The 19,519-nt window shown below is 60.9% G+C and carries 18 protein-coding genes; 5 read left to right on the top strand and 13 right to left on the bottom strand.

Features of this window, described 5'->3' with window-relative positions; genetic code table 11:
• Window positions 1-98 precede the first annotated feature (98 nt).
• Entirely contained in the window at window positions 99-920 is an 822-nt protein-coding gene (locus tag FHT84_RS00890) for a helix-turn-helix transcriptional regulator (RefSeq protein ID WP_113250333.1), read from the top strand.
• Window positions 921-923: 3 nt separating this feature from the next.
• Here the strand turns inward: FHT84_RS00890 and FHT84_RS00885 are convergent, their stop codons facing one another.
• The 11 genes from FHT84_RS00885 to FHT84_RS00835 all read right to left on the bottom strand — a co-directional run bounded on the left by FHT84_RS00885 (window position 924) and on the right by FHT84_RS00835 (window position 12,176).
• On the bottom strand, window positions 924-1,481 hold the full coding sequence (locus tag FHT84_RS00885; protein ID WP_112344629.1) for a GNAT family protein: 558 nt from the start codon (window positions 1,479-1,481) through the stop codon (window positions 924-926).
• Between the two features lie 4 nt (window positions 1,482-1,485).
• Window positions 1,486-2,547: a serine hydrolase gene (locus tag FHT84_RS00880; RefSeq protein WP_113250332.1), complete on the bottom strand. Its 1,062-nt coding sequence runs from the start codon at window positions 2,545-2,547 to the stop codon at window positions 1,486-1,488.
• Window positions 2,548-2,659: 112 nt separating this feature from the next.
• Window positions 2,660-4,462, bottom strand: coding sequence for a sensor domain-containing diguanylate cyclase (locus tag FHT84_RS00875; protein ID WP_112344627.1), 1,803 nt, complete (start codon window positions 4,460-4,462; stop codon window positions 2,660-2,662).
• A gap of 647 nt (window positions 4,463-5,109) precedes the next feature.
• Complete coding sequence (locus FHT84_RS00870) at window positions 5,110-5,889, bottom strand: polysaccharide deacetylase family protein (RefSeq protein WP_113250331.1); 780 nt, start codon at window positions 5,887-5,889, stop codon at window positions 5,110-5,112.
• 311 nt (window positions 5,890-6,200) lie between these two features.
• Window positions 6,201-6,461, bottom strand: coding sequence for a cell division topological specificity factor MinE (gene minE / locus FHT84_RS00865; protein ID WP_112344625.1), 261 nt, complete (start codon window positions 6,459-6,461; stop codon window positions 6,201-6,203).
• Window positions 6,458-7,273, bottom strand: a complete 816-nt coding sequence (minD, locus tag FHT84_RS00860; RefSeq protein ID WP_112344624.1) for a septum site-determining protein MinD — start codon at window positions 7,271-7,273, stop codon at window positions 6,458-6,460. The genes minE and minD overlap by 4 nt, the downstream gene beginning before the upstream one ends.
• 29 nt (window positions 7,274-7,302) lie before the next feature.
• Window positions 7,303-8,034 carry a septum site-determining protein MinC gene (gene minC, locus FHT84_RS00855; protein ID WP_113250330.1) on the bottom strand — a complete coding sequence of 244 codons (732 nt, stop codon included), beginning with the start codon at window positions 8,032-8,034 and terminating at the stop codon, window positions 7,303-7,305.
• A gap of 313 nt (window positions 8,035-8,347) precedes the next feature.
• Window positions 8,348-8,764 (bottom strand): organic hydroperoxide resistance protein, encoded by a 417-nt coding sequence (locus tag FHT84_RS00850; RefSeq protein WP_113250329.1) that lies wholly within the window; start codon window positions 8,762-8,764, stop codon window positions 8,348-8,350.
• Between the two features lie 187 nt (window positions 8,765-8,951).
• Window positions 8,952-10,274 (bottom strand): HAMP domain-containing sensor histidine kinase, encoded by a 1,323-nt coding sequence (locus FHT84_RS00845; protein WP_113250328.1) that lies wholly within the window; start codon window positions 10,272-10,274, stop codon window positions 8,952-8,954.
• A complete protein-coding gene (locus FHT84_RS00840) occupies window positions 10,271-11,011 on the bottom strand; it encodes a response regulator (RefSeq protein WP_112344619.1) in 741 nt (246 codons plus the stop codon). Before FHT84_RS00840 ends, FHT84_RS00845 begins: the two co-directional genes overlap by 4 nt.
• A 112-nt stretch (window positions 11,012-11,123) precedes the next feature.
• Complete coding sequence (locus FHT84_RS00835) at window positions 11,124-12,176, bottom strand: alpha/beta hydrolase (RefSeq protein WP_113250327.1); 1,053 nt, start codon at window positions 12,174-12,176, stop codon at window positions 11,124-11,126.
• Between the two features lie 358 nt (window positions 12,177-12,534).
• Here FHT84_RS00835 and FHT84_RS00830 point away from each other — a divergent pair, with 358 nt between their 5' ends.
• Together FHT84_RS00830 and FHT84_RS00825 are read left to right on the top strand one after the other, a co-directional pair.
• Complete coding sequence (locus FHT84_RS00830) at window positions 12,535-14,307, top strand: cytochrome c biogenesis protein DipZ (protein ID WP_169643270.1); 1,773 nt, start codon at window positions 12,535-12,537, stop codon at window positions 14,305-14,307.
• 49 nt (window positions 14,308-14,356) lie between these two features.
• Window positions 14,357-15,115 carry an alpha/beta hydrolase gene (locus FHT84_RS00825; protein WP_113250325.1) on the top strand — a complete coding sequence of 253 codons (759 nt, stop codon included), beginning with the start codon at window positions 14,357-14,359 and terminating at the stop codon, window positions 15,113-15,115.
• A 62-nt stretch (window positions 15,116-15,177) separates the two neighbouring features.
• Here the strand turns inward: FHT84_RS00825 and FHT84_RS00820 are convergent, their stop codons facing one another.
• Window positions 15,178-16,074: a LysR family transcriptional regulator gene (locus FHT84_RS00820; RefSeq protein ID WP_113250324.1), complete on the bottom strand. Its 897-nt coding sequence runs from the start codon at window positions 16,072-16,074 to the stop codon at window positions 15,178-15,180.
• Window positions 16,075-16,168: 94 nt separating this feature from the next.
• Here FHT84_RS00820 and FHT84_RS00815 point away from each other — a divergent pair, with 94 nt between their 5' ends.
• Complete coding sequence (locus tag FHT84_RS00815; RefSeq protein WP_113250323.1) at window positions 16,169-17,584, top strand: aldehyde dehydrogenase family protein; 1,416 nt, start codon at window positions 16,169-16,171, stop codon at window positions 17,582-17,584.
• Window positions 17,585-17,854: 270 nt separating this feature from the next.
• The gene (locus tag FHT84_RS00810; RefSeq protein ID WP_183761171.1) at window positions 17,855-18,349 is read left to right on the top strand and encodes a cytochrome b/b6 domain-containing protein; all 495 of its coding nucleotides are present in this window, start codon (window positions 17,855-17,857) and stop codon (window positions 18,347-18,349) included.
• Between the two features lie 21 nt (window positions 18,350-18,370).
• Here FHT84_RS00810 and solA read toward each other — a convergent pair whose 3' ends face one another.
• A complete protein-coding gene (gene solA, locus FHT84_RS00805; protein WP_113250321.1) occupies window positions 18,371-19,519 on the bottom strand; it encodes an N-methyl-L-tryptophan oxidase in 1,149 nt (382 codons plus the stop codon).

The following is a 19,519-nucleotide window of genomic DNA, read 5'->3' as shown; positions in this document are numbered from 1 at the left end:
GATCGATGCAGATTGTGGGAGAGGACGGACACGGAAGGAGAGATCCTGTTTGAAAGGAACTCTAGGTTATCGCTAAAGGCTCTGATATTCTCGCGCGAATGGATCAATCATCGTCGCAAAAGGATCAAACCTATCTGTATCACGGCACCGACGTCGCTGAAGGCGTCGCGGTCATCGCACATGACGATCATCACTTCACCAGTTCCCGCCACAGCCATAGCCAGGCGCAATTGCTCTACGCCGTCAGCGGCGTGATCTCCTTGACCACGGAGAGCGGCACCTGGGTCGTGCCGCCGAGCCGCGCGGTCTGGCTGCCGCCGCATCTCGAGCATGTGACGGCAAGCCGCACAAGCATTCAATTTCGTTCGTTGCTGATCGACGCCGACGGCAGAGATACCCTGCCGAAAGACTGCATGGTGGTGGAAGTCACCCCGCTTCTACGCGAGCTCATCCTGCGGCTCGCCGGCCTCGTCGATAAACCCGATCGCAAGGAGGTCGCGGATGCGGTCATTCGCCTGCTGCTTCTCGAACTCGCTTTCCTGCCGGCACAACCGCTGAATTTACCACTGCCGAAACATCCGGTGCTTGCCGCCTTCTGCGAAACCGTGCTTGGCGATCTCGCACATACGATTTCGATCGAAGAAGCCGCAAATGATCTCCACGTGAGCCGGGCGACGCTTATGCGGCTGTTTCAACGCGAGACCGGGTTGAGCTTCGGCCGGTGGCGGCAGCAAGCCCGTATGCTGAAGGCTCTCACCCTGCTCGCGGAGGGTCGGACCATTCTCGATGTCGCGCTGGATTGCGGCTATGAGAGCCCAAGCGCCTTCTCGGCTATGTTCCGGCGTTCGCTCGGACGTTCACCTCGGGATTATTTTCAATCCGCAACACTGACTGGCGAAACCAGCCGGGGCGCCGACTAAGGGCTAGTTTTGCGGGTCGCCTGCCAGGCAGCCGAACATGCGGAAATCATGAAAGGCCTCTTTGAACCGCGCCTTTTGCCGCAGCGTGCCCTCATACCGGAACCCCGTCTTTTCAAGAACCCGATCAGAGGCCGCATTTCCCGGCAATGTCCAGGCTTCGATGCGATTGAGCGCAAAAACGTCGAAGCCGCATCGAACGACAGCCTTTGCTGCTTCGCTCATGAGCCCTTTGCCCCAGGCGGAAGGATGCAGTTCGTATCCGAGCTCGGCACATCTGGCGTGCCGGTCGATACTGTTGAAGCGGATGGCCCCGAGCAAATCGCCGGAAGCCCGATCCTCGATGATCCATGAACAGCCCGCTCCCTTCGGGAAGATTTTGATCATCCATCGCAGGGAGCGCTCGATCTGCGCCATTTTCGGCGCATCGACCCAATTCGAGAACCGTGTGACCTCCGGAATAGAAATCAGCGCATGGAAGTCGTCGCGATCGTCCATGCTCGCCTCGCGAAGCCGCAGCCGGTCGGTCTCAAGTGTGGGAAACGCGTCCTTTGGCGGAACCACTTCTTCAGGCCTTCAGAAAGTTGGCGAGAATGATCTCGCGCCACACGCGGGTCGGCGTTATCCAAGCATCCCATGCATTGTACTTGCCGGAATAGATAACGGCGGCAATTCCCGCATCAGGCATCAGCCAGAGCCTTTGACCACCGTTTCCGAAGCCCGCACGCCAAGGGCGTGGATTGGCAAATGCCGGCGCGGGCGCATCTCCGCAAAACCACAGCATGCCATAGTCCAAACCGTCGCCGGTCGAAATCGCCGGCGTAAGGGATCGCGCGATCCACTCTTCCGAAACGATCCTCCGGCCCTTCCACAGGCCCTTTTGCAGAAGCAGCATGCCGATCTTCAGCAAATCGGGCGCCGTCAGGCGCAGTCCGGACGCAGCCGACGCCACGCCGTCATATCCCGACGACCAGTGGAACTTTGTAATATCCAGCGGCTCGAAGAGGGCGGTTTGCGCGAAATCAGGCAAACGCTTGCCGGTGCCCCGCTCGATGATGGCGCCGACCAACGCGACGCTGCCGCCGGAATAAATCCAACGCGTTCCCGGCTCCGCGATCACCGGGCGCCCCAGAACGAAGCGATAGCGATCCGGCGCGTTTTCCATGGCTATTTCGCTGTTTAACGGGTCCGTGTAGGGACGATCCTCGTCCCACTCCATCCCCAGCGTCATCGTCAGCGCATGGCCGATGGTGATCCTGGCGCGGACGGCATCCTCGGCGAGATCGCCATATTCCGGAAATTGCTCGTAAAGGGGTGCATCCGGCGGCGGCACCAATCCCTTGTCCAGCGCGATGCCGTAAAGGAGGCTGACGATGCTCTTGGTCACCGAGCGGAGATCGTGCAGCGTATCCGCATCGAATGCGACGCTGTCGAGCGGAGTGCCCCAATTTTCATCGGAACCAACGCCGTAATACTCCATGAAAACCTGCTGGGAGCGAGCGGCGAGTACGACATGCAGATCGCGCAGCAAGCCGGATTCGATGCCGGCCGCAAACTTGCGGTGAAGGGCCGGGTCAAAACCTATCGACTGCAGGATCTCGCTATCCGAAGCATTCCGCGTCATGCCCATAAACCGAGCCCTCCATTTATGCGATTTCCAGCCTCAAGCTACAATCGAGGCGCGCATTGGGCAAGGCGGCAAAACCGGATTTCGACGCCATATGCGCCCTTTAAGATCAACCCTACCCTCTTTTCAATTCTTCCTCCGGCTCCATCATGAAGGCCGCCACCGTCCTGTTGCGCCCGTCGAGCTTTGCCTTCAGCAAAGCTCCGTCCGCGCGGTTGATCAGTGTTTTGGCGGGTCCGGATGCCGGGGATGAGGCGATGCCGACGGAGACGGAAAGCGGTCCGACAATACGTGCGCGATAGGAAAACGGCGTGGCAAAGATGCGCGCGCGAAGTTGCTCGGCAAGTGCAAAGCCCGCATCGTCGGCCATATCGGTGGCGATGACCGTCAGCTCCTCCCCGCCGAAACGATAGACCGTGCCGGTTTCGGCGACCGTATCGGCGACGATCTGCCCGACATGACGCAGCACTTCGTCGCCGGCATCATGGCCGAACTCATCGTTGAAACGCTTGAAGTGATCGATGTCGATCATCATGCAGATGACCGTGCGGGCTGAATGATCCCGATAAAGATTGTTCAGCATCTCATCCAGGGAGCGCCTGTTCAGCAGGCCCGTCAGCGCGTCGCGCACGGCGAGATTGATCAGCCTGTCACGCAGCTGCAGGTTTGCGATGGCAAGGCCGATATTCTCGGCAATCAGTTCGAGGTAGAGCCTCGGCGCATCGGCGGCAGCGGCATCCTTGGATCGATCTTCGAAATAAAGCAGGCCGATCGCCTCGCCGAGCGCGGTCAAGGGGACGCAAAGGCCGGGCACACCGGAACCATCCAGATGCTGGCAGGGAATATCATTGTCCGCGACGTGGCTGGCATGCGGCCGGCCGCGTCGCAGCCCCCAGCAGGCCGAAGCGGCGAAGGAAAGTTCGGTATGGGCCGGCTCCAGCCACCGGCTGACCTCGGTCAGCGCCGTCCTGCTTTCATTCATCGTATAGAGGCATCCGGCGATGCCCGGAAAGATCTGCGGCACGAACAACGCGACGACCTCGGCAAGTTCGTTCTGGGCATAGCAGGCCTGCAGGCGATGCATCATCTGTAATATGAGATCCTTCGTCTCCAGGTCGCGCTTCCGTTCGGCGTCCAGCCGGTTCCGCTCGAGGCCATTCTCACGAAAGATCTGTATGGCGTCGTTCATCTCGCCGATTTCGTCGCGGCGGCGGTCGGGCGGCACTTCGACGGCGTAGTCCTGCTTGGCCAACCGGTTGACGATCCCGGTCATGCGGATCAGCGGCAGGGCAACCCGGCGCCGCAGGATGAAATAAAGCACGCCGAGAAACACCGCCGCAGTCAAGGCAAGCATCACCTTGGCGACATCGGCCCACAAATCGCTGCGTGCCTGTGCACTGCGCACAGCCGCTTGCGTGCGCGCTGTTGCCATGGCGCGAAATTGGCTCACACCGCTGAGGAGCGCCGTCTGGATGCGTTCATGCTCCGGGCCGAACAGGGCGTCGCGCGCACCTGCCTGATTTCCGCCGGTATAGGCGGCTACTGCCGCTTCCTCGATCTTATCGAGCGCTTCCGCATTGGTTGCCACCTGCCCGACGACCTGCAGTTCGGCGTCGGGAATCCCCGAGCCACGCAGGGAATTGAGCGCGGCATCGCGCCGCCGCTCCTCGCCCTCGTCGCTAGTGAAAGCTTCGAGATGTCTCGCCTCCCCGCGCATCACGTAGAGACGAGCCTCGTCCGTCGTCTCCTCGGCTGCGAGCGCAAGTTCCTCGCCCATGCTGGTCAGCAGCAGGTGCTGCTCCACTGCTTGCCTTTCCTGGATGGCGCTTCGGGCCGAGAGGATGAACGCGACGGCAGACAGCACGGTCAGGACGACGGTGATGCCGTAGGCCCAATTCGTAATCGTCGTAATTCTCATCTGCCGTCCCCTGCGCCTCGCTCATACATGCCTGAAGTACTCCTCTCCTCGAGCCTTCAGCTATGACGTCAGCCTCTATGATAAAACGTGAATAAACAGCGAGGAAAGCCTATTCCGGACCTTTGTGAGGCGCATCCTCGCCAATCCGATCCACGACCATTGCAAACGGCTGGATTCCGACACCCCAATATTTGCAAGCCGCTCTCTCACTCTTTTTTGAATACCGGCCGATCGGCATTGGTATCCTCTGACGGGAATCTCGGTCGCAGCCGAGGGGCCGTCTCCGAGACTCCCGGCTGTCGTCAGGGGTGAGTACGACAGCGCCGACAACAAATCGATTTTCAGGCCGGCAATCCATAAGCCAACTGGAAGTTGGGAAACATAGATTTAAAATCCACAAGTGACTGTGCCATTTTGCGGCAGCACTACATGATCCCGAAGTCAATCTGAAACGCATATCATTGGGGATGATGCTTCCTTGCGCACCATCGCCCGACAGCAAAAAGCGGCCTGTGGCTGAAACCATCGACCGTTCCACTGTTTCAGTATCCGGAGCTTACGCCGCCTGGAACGGGAACTGGACGATTTCATCCTGACGGTTGCGGCGGGAACCGCGGCGGGACAGGCCTAAGCAAACTCAGGTGGGTTCAGGGGTTCGGGGGCGCGTAGGTTCTGATATCGCCGAAGGCATAGCCACGTTCGCGAAGCGAACGAATCAAGGTCCTCAGATTATCCTGACCGTTGAATTGGTCCTGGAACATTTCGTCGTGCATCAGCAGGATCATCTTTCCCGGTTGCGTGAAGCGGCCATATTGGAAGAGATGATCGATTTCGCTGACGAGGTGGTCCACCGATTGGACAGGCTTGCCGTCGTCGCTGTGCACCCACTCGAAATCCCAGCCATAGAGATAGAAGCCCGCTTCCGCGACCAGTTCATAATCCAGCCACTCGCGCTCCCATTGCGCGACATTGATGGAGAGATCCTCCCTCGCGACCGTGGGAAGCCGAAAGACGTCCCTGCCCGGCAATCGCGCATGCACAACCGGCGTCAAGCCGAGCACCTGGTTGGCATGGCGCATATCCGCAACCACCGCCTGGGTATCGGCGTAATATTTCCTGTAGCGATTGTTGGCGTGACTATAGCTATGGTTGCCGACGGTCACGAGCGACATGGCCTTGGCTTCGGCAAGCAGATCGCGCCCAGAGGGAATGGTTTCGACATGCAGGCCGACCATGAACATGGCCGCCGGAACCTTTTCCTCGCTCAGCACGGCAAGAATGTTCCTCGTTCCCGGCAAGGGGCCGTCGTCGAATGTGAGATAGATCGTCTTGTCGGCCGCCTGGGCGCCGATGGCGCATACTGCGAGGAAGATGCTGGCAAGCAGCCATGAGAACACGGCATTCCGTTGATTGTCCAATCCGCCCAAGCCAATCGCCTCCCCGCATGATCGGCGCAAACTGGCATATCGCATCGACCAAGAAAAGTACCGCACTGCGGACGCGACAAAAGCAAAGGGCGCTCTACCCATTTCTGGGGAGCGCCCTTGCTTTTAACCCGGACAGCGAACACCGGCTCGACACGGAAATGTCAGCGGCAGGCCATCGATACAGGTGATGGCGTGCAGATAATCGCGAATCATACCCTTTGCAAGGGCAAGCTTCGAAAAAACTTCGACGCTCCGCCACACGGAAGGACCATGTGGCATCATTCGCACACATGCGCAGTGCCAGGCTTGCCTCAGGCGGCCTTCAAGGCCGCGTCGCGCGGGATCTCGACATCGATCTCCAGCATGGAGACGTCCTTGTCGCGATCCATCTTCACCTGCACCTTATCGCGATCGACCTGCACATGCTTGGCGATGACGGCGAGGATTTCCTCCCTCAGCACGGATACGAGATCCGAGCCCACGGAGGCGCGCTCGTGGGCAAGGAGGATCTGCAGGCGCTCGCGCGCCATAGGTGCAGATCTCTGCTTGCGGAACAGTCCGAAAATGCTCATGCGGCCCTCCTTGCGAAGATCTTGCCGAAGATACCCCGTTTTTCGCCAGGGATGGTGATCGGCACCTGCTCGCCGGCAAGACGGCGTGCGGCGTCGAAATAGGCAAGCGACGGCGCGCAGCGCGCATCGGCAAGCGTGACCGGCGAACCGAGGTTGGACGCGCGCAGGACATCAGTGCTTTCCGGGATGATGCCGAGCAGCGGAATGGAGAGGATCTCCAGCACGTCGTCGACCTTCAGCATGTCGCCGCGTTCCGCGCGACCAGCATCGAAGCGGGTCAGCAGCAGATGCTTTTCCATGCGCTCGCCGCGCTCGGCCTTCAGCGTCTTGGCATCGAGCAGGCCAATGATACGGTCGGAATCGCGCACCGAGGAGACTTCCGGATTGGTGACGACGACGGCGACGTCGGCATGGCGCATGGCAAGGGTGGCGCCGCGCTCGATACCGGCCGGGCTGTCGCAGATGACCCAGTCGAAATAGGTTTTGAGCTCGTTGATGACGCGCTCGACACCCTCGGGTGTCAGATTGTCCTTGTCGCGGGTCTGCGAAGCCGGCAGGAGGAAGAGCGTCTCCAGCCGCTTGTCGCGGATCAGCGCCTGCGGCAGCTTGGCATCACCGTGAATGACGTTAACGAGATCGTAGACGACGCGGCGTTCCGCACCCATGACCAGATCGAGATTGCGCAAACCGACGTCGAAATCGACCACGACGACCTTTTCGCCTCTCTGTGCCAGAGCCGCTCCCAGTGCGGCCGTCGAAGTCGTCTTTCCAACTCCGCCCTTGCCTGATGTGACGACGATTACCTTGCCCATCTTGCTCTCCTGTTTTGGCCGGCTCCGGCTCAGATTAGTTTTTCGGCCATGATCGTTTCGCCATCCAGCCAGAGCTGAACGGCCTGCCCCTTGAGGTCGGGCGATATGTCTTCCGCCATCTTGTAGATGCCATCGATCGCCAGCAGTTCGGCCTCGAGCTTGCGGCAAAAGATACGCGCCGAGGCATTGCCGATCGATCCTGCCATGGCGCGGCCGCGCAGGGCGCCATAGATGTGGACCGATCCGCCCGCAATGACTTCCGCGCCCGACGCCACCGAACCGATGACTGTGACATCGCCTTCGGGAAAGATCACCGACTGTCCCGAACGCACCGGCTCGCGGATGATCAGGGATTGCGTAACCGCACGCACTTCCGGAGGCGGCGCCTTGGGCTCGCTGTTGCGGCGCTCGACGACCGGCTCGGTCTCGGAGACCTCGAAATCGGCAGCCGGGCGACCACCCTTCAGGATCGGCGGCATGCCGGGGCCAGCGATCGACGGGCGACCACCCTCGATGCCCATGATGCTGACATTGCGGGCCGAAAGCTCTGATATCAGCTCCTTGAGCTGTGCCTTGTCGATCGGCAGGTCGGTGATATCGAGCACGACCGGCCGCCCCAGAAAGAAGCCGGCCGAACGGGCTGCGAGGTCGTCAAGCCTGATCAACCACTGGTCCAGCGGAAGATCCGGCGAAAGCATGACCGCAAGAAAAGAGCGGCCCTTGATACGGATCGAACGAGCGTCTGTTAGCACTTTGGTCATCTATGTGAATAAATCGTCGATCCTGTGTACCGTTGATATGGTTAACAAGTGGTTAACGCGAGCTTCCATTCGAGCCAGAACCGCCCCATAAAACGGCGATGCTCGCAAGCGCCGAAGGCTCGCTCGAACCGGGGTCGTAGACGCATGGAGCGGCGAAAATCGCAGCTCCTGCAAGGAGAAGAATGATTGGTCTCATGAGATCCTCCAGGCGAAACGCAGGCGCAGCCTTGCTGATTATTCGACGCGGAAAAATTAACGATTCGGCGCGCCGCACCCTGCAGAGCGGCGCGCAATATCGATGCTTGAGCGATTCTCAAGCGAGCTTCAGCTCGACATTGATGTTGCCGCGAGTCGCCTTCGAATAGGGGCAGGTCTGGTGAGCTTCCTCGACCAGCGTGCGGGCGAGCTCAGGCTCGATGTCGGGCATGCTGATGGTGAGGCGTGCCTGCAGGAAGTAGGCACCTTCCGTGGTGCCCAGATCCACTTCGGCATCGACGGCGAGATCGGCCGGCAGCTTGATCTTGCGCTTGGCAGCGGCAAGACCCATTGCGCCGATGAAGCAGGCCGACCAGCCGGCGGCGAAGAGCTGCTCGGGATTGGTGCCGGCATGGGCGCTGCCGGGAGGCGAAAGCTTGACATCCAGCTGGTTGTCATCGCTGCGTGCGAAACCGTCGCGGCCGCCGATGGTGTGGGTCCTGCCGGTGTAGAGAACCTTGTCGATCTTGGTCATGGAACACTCCTTTGTTGCGTTGCCCGTCTGCTATGTCGTGAGGGCAACGTCTGTTGACGGAGTTGTTTTTGATGGATCGACGTATCCGGCATGTTTCGGGAATCGCCGGAAGTGTTACAAAGCGTAGGCTCCAACGAGCCGGATACAAATGCTTACAAATCGGCCGAAAATCTTTTGAAGAGGCCGATCAGGAAATGACGACTTCGGCCGCCAAGCCACCGCCTTCACGGTTGTAGAGTCTGACGGAGCCACCGAGCGTCTGGGCTAGCTGCTGGGCAATCGCCAGACCAAGCCCGGTGCCGCCGGTGTTGCGGTTGCGCGATTGCTCCAGCCGGAAGAAGGGCTGCATGGCTGCCTCTATCTGGTCCTGCGGAATGCCGGGACCGCGATCCAGAACAGTGATCGCAACCTGGCCCGTATCCCGCCGCTCCACGGCGATTTCCGCCGCACCGGCGAATTTCAGGGCATTGTCAATGAAGTTGGTGAGGATGCGACGCAGCGCGTGCGGCTTCGTCGTCGCTGTGCCCTGGATGAGGCCAAGAATCTCGACGGATTTGCCGGTGTCCTGATAATCGTAGCTGATGCTTTCAATGAAGGAGGCAAGATCGATGCGTGCGCTCTTCTCGCCATTGCCATGGGCGCTGCGCGCATAGGCAATCCCATCCTGCACCAGACGCTCGATCTCGCCGAGATCCTGCAGCAGCTTGGTCTTCTCGGGCGAATCGTCGGCAATGTCGGCGCGCAGGCGCATGCGGGTGATCGGCGTCTGCAGATCATGCGAGATCGCCGCAAGGATCTGCACGCGCTCTTCGAGATAATGCGCGATTCGATCCCGCATGGCGTTGAAGGCCCTGGCGGCGTGCGCCACTTCGCTCGGCCCTCGGTCGCTCAAGGCCGGGCTCTTGTTGTTGGGATCGAGCGCATCGGCCGCGGCGGCAAGCTCGGCGAGCGGACGCGTCGCCTGTCGCACGGCAAACCAGGTACAAAGCACGATCAACAGCATCTGGACGACGAAGACATAAGGCAGCCAGGCCGCGATCGGCATGACACCCTTGGGCGTGACATCGATCGTCAGCGGACTGCCATCGCTCAGATTGAGATGTGCCTGCAGCCGCGAGATCGGCCCTGGTATCGATTCCATGCGGATGGGAAAGCGATGGCCGACCGCCTCTTCTATCTTGGCGGCGATCTCCGCGCCATGCGCGGAGGTATCGGGCACACCAGGCAGGCCCGTCCCCAACTCGAAATTGTAGTTGCCGCGGCTCAGCCAGTCGACGAAATTCGCCCTCTCATCGGCCGGCAGGCGGTCGAGAACCGCGATAGAGGTGGCAACGTCGTTTTCCAGCGTACCGAGCATGACCGCCTTTGCCGACATGTAGCGCTCGATATAGAGCACGCTGAACGACAGACCGTAAGCGATCGCAAGCCCGGCCAGCAGGATCAGCGAAATACGTGCACGCAGGGTGCTCGGCCACCACGGCCGGTGACCTGGAAGGTCAACCGCGGTCATGGGCGAAGCTCCGCAATTTCCACCGGCACGGAGAAGACATAGCCTTCGCTGCGCACCGTCTTGATATACATCGGCTCGCGCGCGTCATCCCCCAGCCGCTGGCGAAGACGGCTGACGAGCAGGTCGATGGAGCGATCGAAGAGATCGGCGTCGCGGCCCTGGGTGAGATTCAGAAGCTGGTCGCGATTGAGCACCCGCTGCGGGTGATCGATGAAAACGCGCAGCAGGCGGTATTCGGCACCGCTGAGCGTGATTTCCGTTCCATCCTTGTCGAGCAAATGACGGCCGACCGTATCGAGCCGCCAATCGCCGAAGACTAGTAATTGACCGGCTTCGCTGATCTGCAAGTTGGGCGGCAGCATGCGGGTACGCCGAAGAACCGCCTTGATGCGGGCGAGCAGCTCGCGGGCGGCAAACGGCTTTGCCAGATAATCGTCCGCGCCCATCTCCAGGCCGAGAATGCGGTCCATCTCGTCGCTGCGCGCCGTCAGCATCAGAATGGGCGTCGCCTTGTGCTTTCCGGCGCGAAGCTCGCGACAGAGCACGAGGCCGTCATCGCCCGGCATCATCACGTCGAGTACGATCAGATCGACCGAGTTGGCCTCGAGAAAGCTGCGCATCTGCCGGCCATCGGCGGCCGTCGTCGCCCGCAAGCCGTTCTTCTTCAGATAGCTCGACACCAGCTCACGGATCTCCCGATCGTCATCCACGATCAGGATATGGTCGATATGCTCCATTTTGATTTCCCGCTCAACATCGTAAGCACCAACCTACGAATAGTTGTTCCTCGTCGCGCCAACGGCAGCGGGCGCCGGCTTTGCCGGCACCCACTCGCACACTACCGCCGAACTAGAAACGATCAACATCTATCACAGCCTGGGCGAAGGCTTGCGGCGCTTCCTGCGGAAGATTGTGGCCAATGCCGCCGGTGATGGTGCGATGCTCGTACTTGCCCGAGAACTTGCCGCGATAGGCCGCAGGCTCCGGATGCGGCGCACCGTTGGCATCGCCCTCCATGGTGATGGTTGGGATCGAAATCACCGGACCTGCGGCGAGCTTCTTCTCATAGGCATCGAACTTTGCCTCGCCTTTGGCGAGATCGAGGCGCCAGCGGTAGTTATGGATGACAATGTCGACATGGTCGGGATTGTCGAAGGCTGCAGCCGAACGATCGAAAGTGGCGTCGTCGAAAGCCCATTGCGGCGAGGCGGTGTGCCAGATCAGCTTTGCGAAATCATGGCGGTTTTCCTGATAGCCAAGGCGACCGCGCTCGGTTGCGAAATAAAACTGATACCACCATGCGAGCTCCGCCTTCGGCGGCAGCGGCTTGCGGTTGACTTCCTGGCTGCCGATGAGATAGCCGCTGACCGACACCAGCGCCTTGCAACGCTCGGGCCAAAGTGCCGCCATGATGTCAGCGGTGCGGCCGCCCCAATCGTAGCCGGCAACGACAACCTTTTCGATCTTCAGCGCGTCGAGCAGCGCAATCATGTCGACGGCAAGGGCTGCCTGCTGACCATTGCGCGGTGTGTCCCTCGAAAGGAAGCGTGTGGTTCCGTAACCGCGAAGATAGGGAATGATGACCCGGTAGCCGGCGCCGGCAAGAAGCGGCGCGACATCGACGAAGCTGTAGATATCATAGGGCCAGCCGTGGAGCAGCAGGACGACCGGGCCGTTGGCCGGACCGGCTTCGGCGTAACCGACATTGAGCACGCCGGCATCGATCTGCTTCAGCGCGTCGAAGGACGTATGGCTTCCTGCCTTGATCGCCGGCAGGGCCGATGTGGAAGCCTTTGTTTCTTGCGCACCGGCGATGGCAGGCAGGCCGAATTCGGCAGCGGCAACGGCGGCGGCGGCAATACCAAAGAAGCGGCGGCGGTTGTGATTGATTTCCTCGGACATCTCTATCTCCTGTCGATTGGATCGTGAGCATAAGAAAGCCAGCCGCATGTATCGCCGATGTGTCGCCGACCGCCTTGTTTTGAATGCCTATGTAGCTTCCGGCCGCCAGGATACAGTCTGATACAATTGGCGGCTCCTGGCGGCAACGCCTCGGCAAACAGCCGGGCTCGCTGAAAACCGCGCCACCCCCATCCGATTTGTATCGCAGTGTATCGAAGCCCGAGACATCGACGTTTCGGTACATTCTGCCACCCAATCGGACACATTCGGGATACGTCGCCACCGGCAGATAGCGTCACTGCTGGCCACGGCATGTCGCCGTCCGCAGCCGGTCCAATCGCTTCAAAGGAACAAGACGATGACGCTTCTCATCATAGCCTATCTCGGCGGTGCGCTGACGATCCTCAGTCCGTGCATCCTGCCCGTCCTCCCCTTCGTCTTTGCCCGCGCCGGGCAGCCCTTCGTCCGGAGCACGCTGCCCATGCTTGCAGGCATGGCACTTACCTTTGCCATGGTCGCAACGCTTGCTGCGGTCGGTGGCGCCTGGGCGATCCGCGCCAATGAATATGGTCGCCTCGCAGCCATCGTTCTGCTGGGTCTCTTCGGCCTTAGCTTGATTTCACCGCGCATCGCCAGCGCTCTCTCCCGGCCGGCGGTCGATCTCGGCAACAATCTCCTGAACGCCGCCGGCGCGCATCGCGCAACAGCGAGCGTCAGAAGCTCCTTCGTGCTCGGCATCGCAACCGGCCTGCTCTGGGCGCCGTGCGCCGGCCCGATCCTCGGGCTCATCCTGACAGGCGCAGCCTTGAAGGGTGCCAATCTGCAGACGACATTCCTGCTGCTTGCCTATGGGGCCGGCGCCGCCACTTCGCTTGCCGTTGCACTCTTTGCCGGTGGCAAGATCTTTGCCCGCATGAAGCAATCACTCGGCCTCAGCGAGCGCATCCGCCAATTTGCCGGTGCCGCAGTTCTCGCCGGCGTTGCTGCGATCGCCCTTGGCCTCGATACCGGCCTTCTCGCCCGCCTTTCCTATGCCAGCACCGGCTCCTTCGAGCAGGCCCTGCTGAATAAACTGCCCAGCAAGAGCGCAAACCCAGGGACCGAAGTTGCCAGCAACAACGCGATGAAGATTGCCAGCGACGCGACGCGCCCCTTCCATAGCGACCTGCCCGTCGAAGGTCCTGCCCCTTCGCTCGATGGCGCCGTCACCTGGCTGAACTCTCAGCCGCTGACGACGGCCGGGCTTCGCGGCAAGGTCGTGATCGTCGATTTCTGGACCTATTCCTGCATCAACTGCATCCGCACCATTCCCTATGTGCGTGCCTGGGCGGAAAAGTATAAGGATCAGGGCCTCGTCGTCATCGGTGTCCATGCCCCCGAATTCGCCTTCGAGAAGAATGTCGACAACGTCAAGCAGGCGATCGCCGACTTCAAGATCAACTATCCGGTTGCGATCGACAACGATTACCGCATCTGGCGCGCCTTCGAGAACAACTACTGGCCTGCACTTTACCTGATCGATGCCAAGGGACAGGTTCGCTACCAGCACTTCGGCGAAGGCAACTATCGCCAGACCGAACAGGCGATCCAGGACCTTCTGCGCGAGGCCGGCAGCAACATGGCCCAAAGCGGCCCGGTCGTTCCGGATGCAAAAGGCGCGGAAGCAAGCCCCGATCTTAGCCATATCCGCTCCGGCGAGACCTATGTCGGCTACAAGCAGGCAACGGGCTTTGCTTCGCCTGAAGGCGTAAAAGCCGACACCGCAGCCGACTATTCGATTGCCGATCCCGCCCTCAACCAGTGGGGACTGGCAGGCACATGGACGATCGGCCCGGAAGAGGCGACACTCGACAAGGCAGGCGGCAGCATCAGCTACCGCTTCAGCGCCCGCGACCTGCACCTCGTCCTCGGGCCTTCGGCAGACGGAAAGCCGATCCGCTTTCAGGTGACGGTAGACGGAAAGATACCCGGCCCCGACCACGGCTCCGATATCGACGCCGGCGGCAATGGCACCGTGACCGAAACCAAGCTCTACCAGTTGGTCCGTCAATCCGGTGACGTCACCGCACGTAACTTCGAGATCCATTTTCTTGATCCCGGCGTTCAGGCGTATGCCTTCACTTTCGGCTGAAATCCCCTCTCACCCCCAAGCATGAACCTCAACTGACAGGAGTTACCCCATGAAGACCCGCTTTCTCTCCATCATCGCTCTCGGCCTTGCCGCAAGCACCTTTGCCTTTACTGCACAGGCAGCCGAGATCAAGAACATCGTTATCGTCCACGGCGCCCTTGCCGACGGTTCGGGATGGCGCAAGACCGCCGAGATCCTTGAAAAGGACGGCTTCAAGGTCACGGTCGTGCAGGAACCCATCACCTCGCTTGCCGACGATGTCGCCGCCACCAACCGCGTGCTCGACCTTCAGAACGGCCCGAGCCTGCTCATCGGCCACAGCTATGGCGGCATGGTCATCACCGAGGCGGGCAATCGCCCGGATGTCGCAGGTCTCGTCTATGTCGCCGCGTTCCAGCCGGACAAGGGCGAAAGCCTGATCAGCCTCGCAAGCTCCAAGCCGGCGGGCGGCATGAACATCCGGGAAACCAAGGACGGCCAATATCTTTATCTCGATCCAGCGGCCTTCGCGGCGGACTTTGCAGCCGACCTGCCGAAGGACGAGGCCGCTTTCATGGCGAAATCTCAGGTCTTCGCCGCGAAGGCCGCCTTTACCGCCAAGGTCGGCGATCCGGCCTGGCGGGCGAAGAAGAGCTGGGCCATTGTTGCAACCAACGACCGCTCCATCAACCCCGAGCTTGAGCGCGACATGGCAAAGCGCGCCGGCAGCGACGTGACCGAAATCAAGGCAAGCCACGCCGTCTTCGCGTCGCAGCCGGAAAAGGTTGCCGCCGTGATCGAGAAGGCAGCCAAGGACGCCGGCAAGTAACGACAAACCGGCGGCGGCCTCATCAATGAGGCCGCTGCTTGCCTTTGTCAGGGATCCGGCGATCAGCGGGACGCATTCTGCTCGCGGATCAGATCGATCAAGGCCCGCAATCGGGCCGGCATCTGGCGGCGCTGGGCAAAATACAGGCTGAGCCCCGGATAGGGTGGGCTCCAATCCTCCAGCACGGAAATCAGCTTGCCCGCCGCTATGTGCTCGGCAATGGACGCTTCGCTGATATAGGCAAGCCCCGCCCCAGCGAGGGCAGCGCTCAACATCAGGTCGGAAGCATCGAGGATGAGGCTTCCCGGCGCGTCGATCAGCATGGCCTGACCATGCCGCTCGAATTCCCAGCGATAGAGCCTGCCGTTTGCCATACGCGCACGGATGCACGAATGCTGCAGGAGATCACCGGGAACGAGCGGGCGCGGCCTGTCGCTGAAATAGGCAGGTGAGCCGACGACGAGCGAGCGCAGCGTCGGAGCGATTGATATTGCGATCATATCCGTCGGAACGGCCTCGGCAAGCCGGATGCCGGCATCGAAGCCCTTACCAATGACATCGACCAAGGCATTGTCGGTGACGATTTCAATATCCACGTTCGGGTGGCGCCGCCCATATTCGAGGATAAGAGGAACCAGCAGCATGCGCGCCGCACCGGGTGCCATGTTGAGCCGCAGCGTGCCGGACACCGATTCCGACGACACGCCGGCATTCTCGATGGCCCTATCGATCACGGCAAGCGCCGGCGCGACTTCCGCCACCAAGCGCTCACCAGCCTCGGACAATGTCACGCTGCGCGTTGTCCTGTTGAAAATCCGCACGGACAGACGCTCCTCCAGCGTGGCGACCGCGTGGCTGAGCGCCGAGGAGGACATGCCGAGTTCACGGGCGGCGGCGCGAAAGCCGCCGTGGCGGGCAACCGCGGCGATCGCTTCGAGCTCCGTCAGGCTTGCCTTCATTGCGCGATTTTCCTTATCAGCCTGTTCCGCTTTGTCCTGCTAGACCGATCAAATAGCGCATCTTACCTCTCTGGTGAAGATAAAGGAGATGTTCATGCGCACTATCGACACGATCTATATCAACGGCAGCTTCGTTCAGCCCCATGGCACGGAAGAAGCCCCTCTTTTCAATCCAGCCACGGAAGAGCAAATCGGCACCGTTCGCCTTGGCGACGAGGAGGATGTCGACAATGCCGTCAGCGCTGCCAAGGCAGCATTTGCGAGCCAGTCGCAAAGCTCGAAGGCCGAGCGCGTCGCCATGCTGCACAGCCTGCACGATGCGGTCGAGGCCAGAGCCTCCGATCTCACCGACGCCATGCGCGAGGAATATGGCGCGCCGGCATCCTTCATCGGCTTTTCGGTGCCGCACGCCGCCACGGCGTTTCTCCACATGGCCAAGACGCTCGACAATTATGAATTTCGTCGTCGCATCGGCCATGCGGAAATCGAAATGCGCCCTGCCGGCGTGGCAGCCGCCATCACGCCGTGGAACAGCAATTACGGCTTCATCTGCAGTAAACTTGCCACCGCCATTGCCGCGGGCACGACCATGGTAATCAAGCCGTCGGAAATGAGCGCGATCCAGACGCAGCTCATCACCGAATGCCTGCACGCCGCCGGCCTGCCGAAAGGCGTTTTCAACATCGTCAACGGATACGGCCATGTGGTCGGCGCCGCCCTCAGCAGCCATCGCGACATCGCCAAGATCAGTTTCACCGGCTCGACGGTGACGGGTCGGGCGATCCTCCAGGCGGCCTCAGTGACTTTGAAGCGCGTGACGCTCGAGCTCGGCGGCAAGAGCCCGAACATCATTCTGGACGATGCCGACCTTAATACCGCCATCCCGCAGGTATTGGCTGCCGGCTTTGCCAATAGCGGCCAGGCCTGCATTGCCGGCACCCGCATTCTCGCGCCGGAAAGCCGGCTGGCGGAGATCCATGACCGACTTATCCAAGCCGTCGCGACGCTCAAGGTGGGTGATGCAAGCGATCCTGCCGTCAAAATCGGCCCGATGGTCAGCCAGAAGCAATGGGATCGCGTCCAATCCTATATCCGCCTCGGCCAGGAGGAGGGTGCAGGGCTGATCGTCGGCGGTGAAGGCCGTCCTGAAGGGCTCGATCGCGGCTGGTTCGTTCGCCCGACGATCTTCTCCGGCGTCAACAACGATATGAGGATCGCCCGCGAGGAGATTTTCGGGCCAGTGCTTTGCGTCATTCCCTATCGCGATGAGGCACATGCGCTCGAAATCGCCAACGATACAGCCTATGGCCTGCAGGCCTATGTCTTCTCGTCCGATATCGCCAGGGCAAAGCGGCTCGCCGAGCGCATCGAAGCCGGCCGGGTCGTCATCAACGGCGCACCGCACGAGCCGCTTGCGCCCTTCGGCGGGTTCAAGCAATCGGGTATCGGCCGCGAATTCGGCACCTATGGCCTGGAATCCTTCCTCGAACCGCGTGCGGTGCTGAGCTGACAGCGCGGAGCCCCGGAGGCCTGAATGGGCCGTCGGGGCTCCGTTGAAATGCTAGGGTACTCCAGGAAAAGTGCGCCGCGGTTTTCCGTCCGGAATGCATAAACAAACAAGGAGATAGAGCGTTTTCGCAATTCGAAGAAAAGCGGAAATGCTCCAGTGGAAGGTCCCCAGCTCACCACCACCCGACGGCCCGACAAGCTCTCCGTGGCGTTCAGGTTCTCGTTAGGATCACGTTCTATCTTTAGAACAGTTTCAATCTAAGGAGAGCCAATGCCTGCCAGAGCTGCCTATTCCATTCCGCAACGCATCCTTCACTGGCTCATGGCGCTGCTGATCTTTTTCAATCTCTTGTTTCCTGACGGGATGAACGCGTGGCGGCGTCTGATCCGCAACGGCCAGACGCCCTCATCAGCCGATATTGCCAGCGCCAATATCCACGCCTATGCCGGCATTGCTGTCCTGTTGCTCGCCGTCCTGCGCCTTGCAGTCAGATTTTCATCCCATGTCCCCGCTACGCCGGATGGCCAGCCTGCCTTCCTGCACTACCTTGCGCAGCTGACACATGTCCTGCTCTATGTGCTGATCTTTGCGATGCCGCTGTCGGGTATGGCAGCCTACTATCTGGGGATCGATACGGCGGCATTCGTTCATGGCGGACCGATCAAGTCCCTGCTCTGGATCGTCGTCGTCCTTCACATCCGAGGCGCGCTCGTCCAACACTTCTATTTCCGATCGGACGTGCTGCGACGCATGACGATCGGCTGAATTGCCCGCGAGATTGGTGGCCTATGCTTCCAGACCGCCAAAATGCTTCTCAAAAGAGAACAGCGCGGTCGGCAATGCACTTCCGCCTTGGAGCGCCAGATCGGCGAGAATCTCGCCGATCACGCTCGTAAATTTGAAGCCGTGGCCGGAACAGGCCGACGAGACCACCACATTCGGCTGTCCCGGCATTTGATCGATAAGAAAATCCTCGCTCGGCAGCATGGTGTAGCGGCAGGTGGTCGCCCGCACGCGAAACGAGGCAGCATTCGGCAAGCGCTTGCGGGCGAAGCGGTCGAGCAGATCGGTGTCGGCGTCATTGACCGGCGGATTGGGTATGGACGGATCGATCGGCTCCCGGAAATGGGCATGGCGGCCGATTTTCACGCCATCGACGCCGATCGCCGGAAAGCCGAAATAGGAGCCTTCGGCGCCTTCATCCCGCAGGAAGCAGGGCATGCGCTGCGGCTCGGCAACGAAGCCATCCTTGGGCTGATACCACGCGACCACCTGCCGGATCGGCTGAGCATGCGCCTTCAGCTGCGGCACGAGCTCGGCGATCCATGCGCCCGTTGCGACGATTACCTTGCGGGCGCGATATCGCCCTGTCGAGGAAACGACGGTGACACCCGTACCATCAGGATCGATCGCGACAACGCGCTCGCCGAAATGCAAAACAGCACCATCTTCCGCCGCAAGCTTCAAATAGCCCATGATCGCCGCTTCAGGCCTGACATAGCCGCCCTGCGGATCGAGCACGCCGACCTCCCCTTTTTCCAACGTAAAAGCCGGAAAACGACGGTTCATGGCGTCGCGGTCGAGTACTTCGTACGGCAACCCATGCATGTCACAGGAGGCGCGCGTGCCGCTGACGATCTTGCTGTCGGGCGTGCCGATCTGCAGGACGCCCGTAACAGTCAGAATCTCGGCCCGCAGCCTCGCCTCCAGCGCGCGCCAGTTTTGATAGGCACGCTCCAGCAGCGGCACATAGGACGGATCTTCGAAGTAGCCGAGGCGGATCAGGCGGCTGTCGCCATGCGAGGAGCTGAGGGAATGAGCGGGGAAATGTGCCTCGATCCCGATCGCCTTTGCGCCGCGCGCTGCGGCGAAAGACAAGGCCGCACTTCCCATTGCGCCGAGGCCGACGACGGCAAGGTCGAATTCCGCAGTCAT

The organism is Rhizobium sp. BK289 (assembly GCF_014193575.1).
Lineage (GTDB): Bacteria > Pseudomonadota > Alphaproteobacteria > Rhizobiales > Rhizobiaceae > Rhizobium > Rhizobium tropici_C.
Note: the sequence above shows the minus strand (reverse complement) of the source record. Positions and strands in the feature narration are given on the sequence as shown.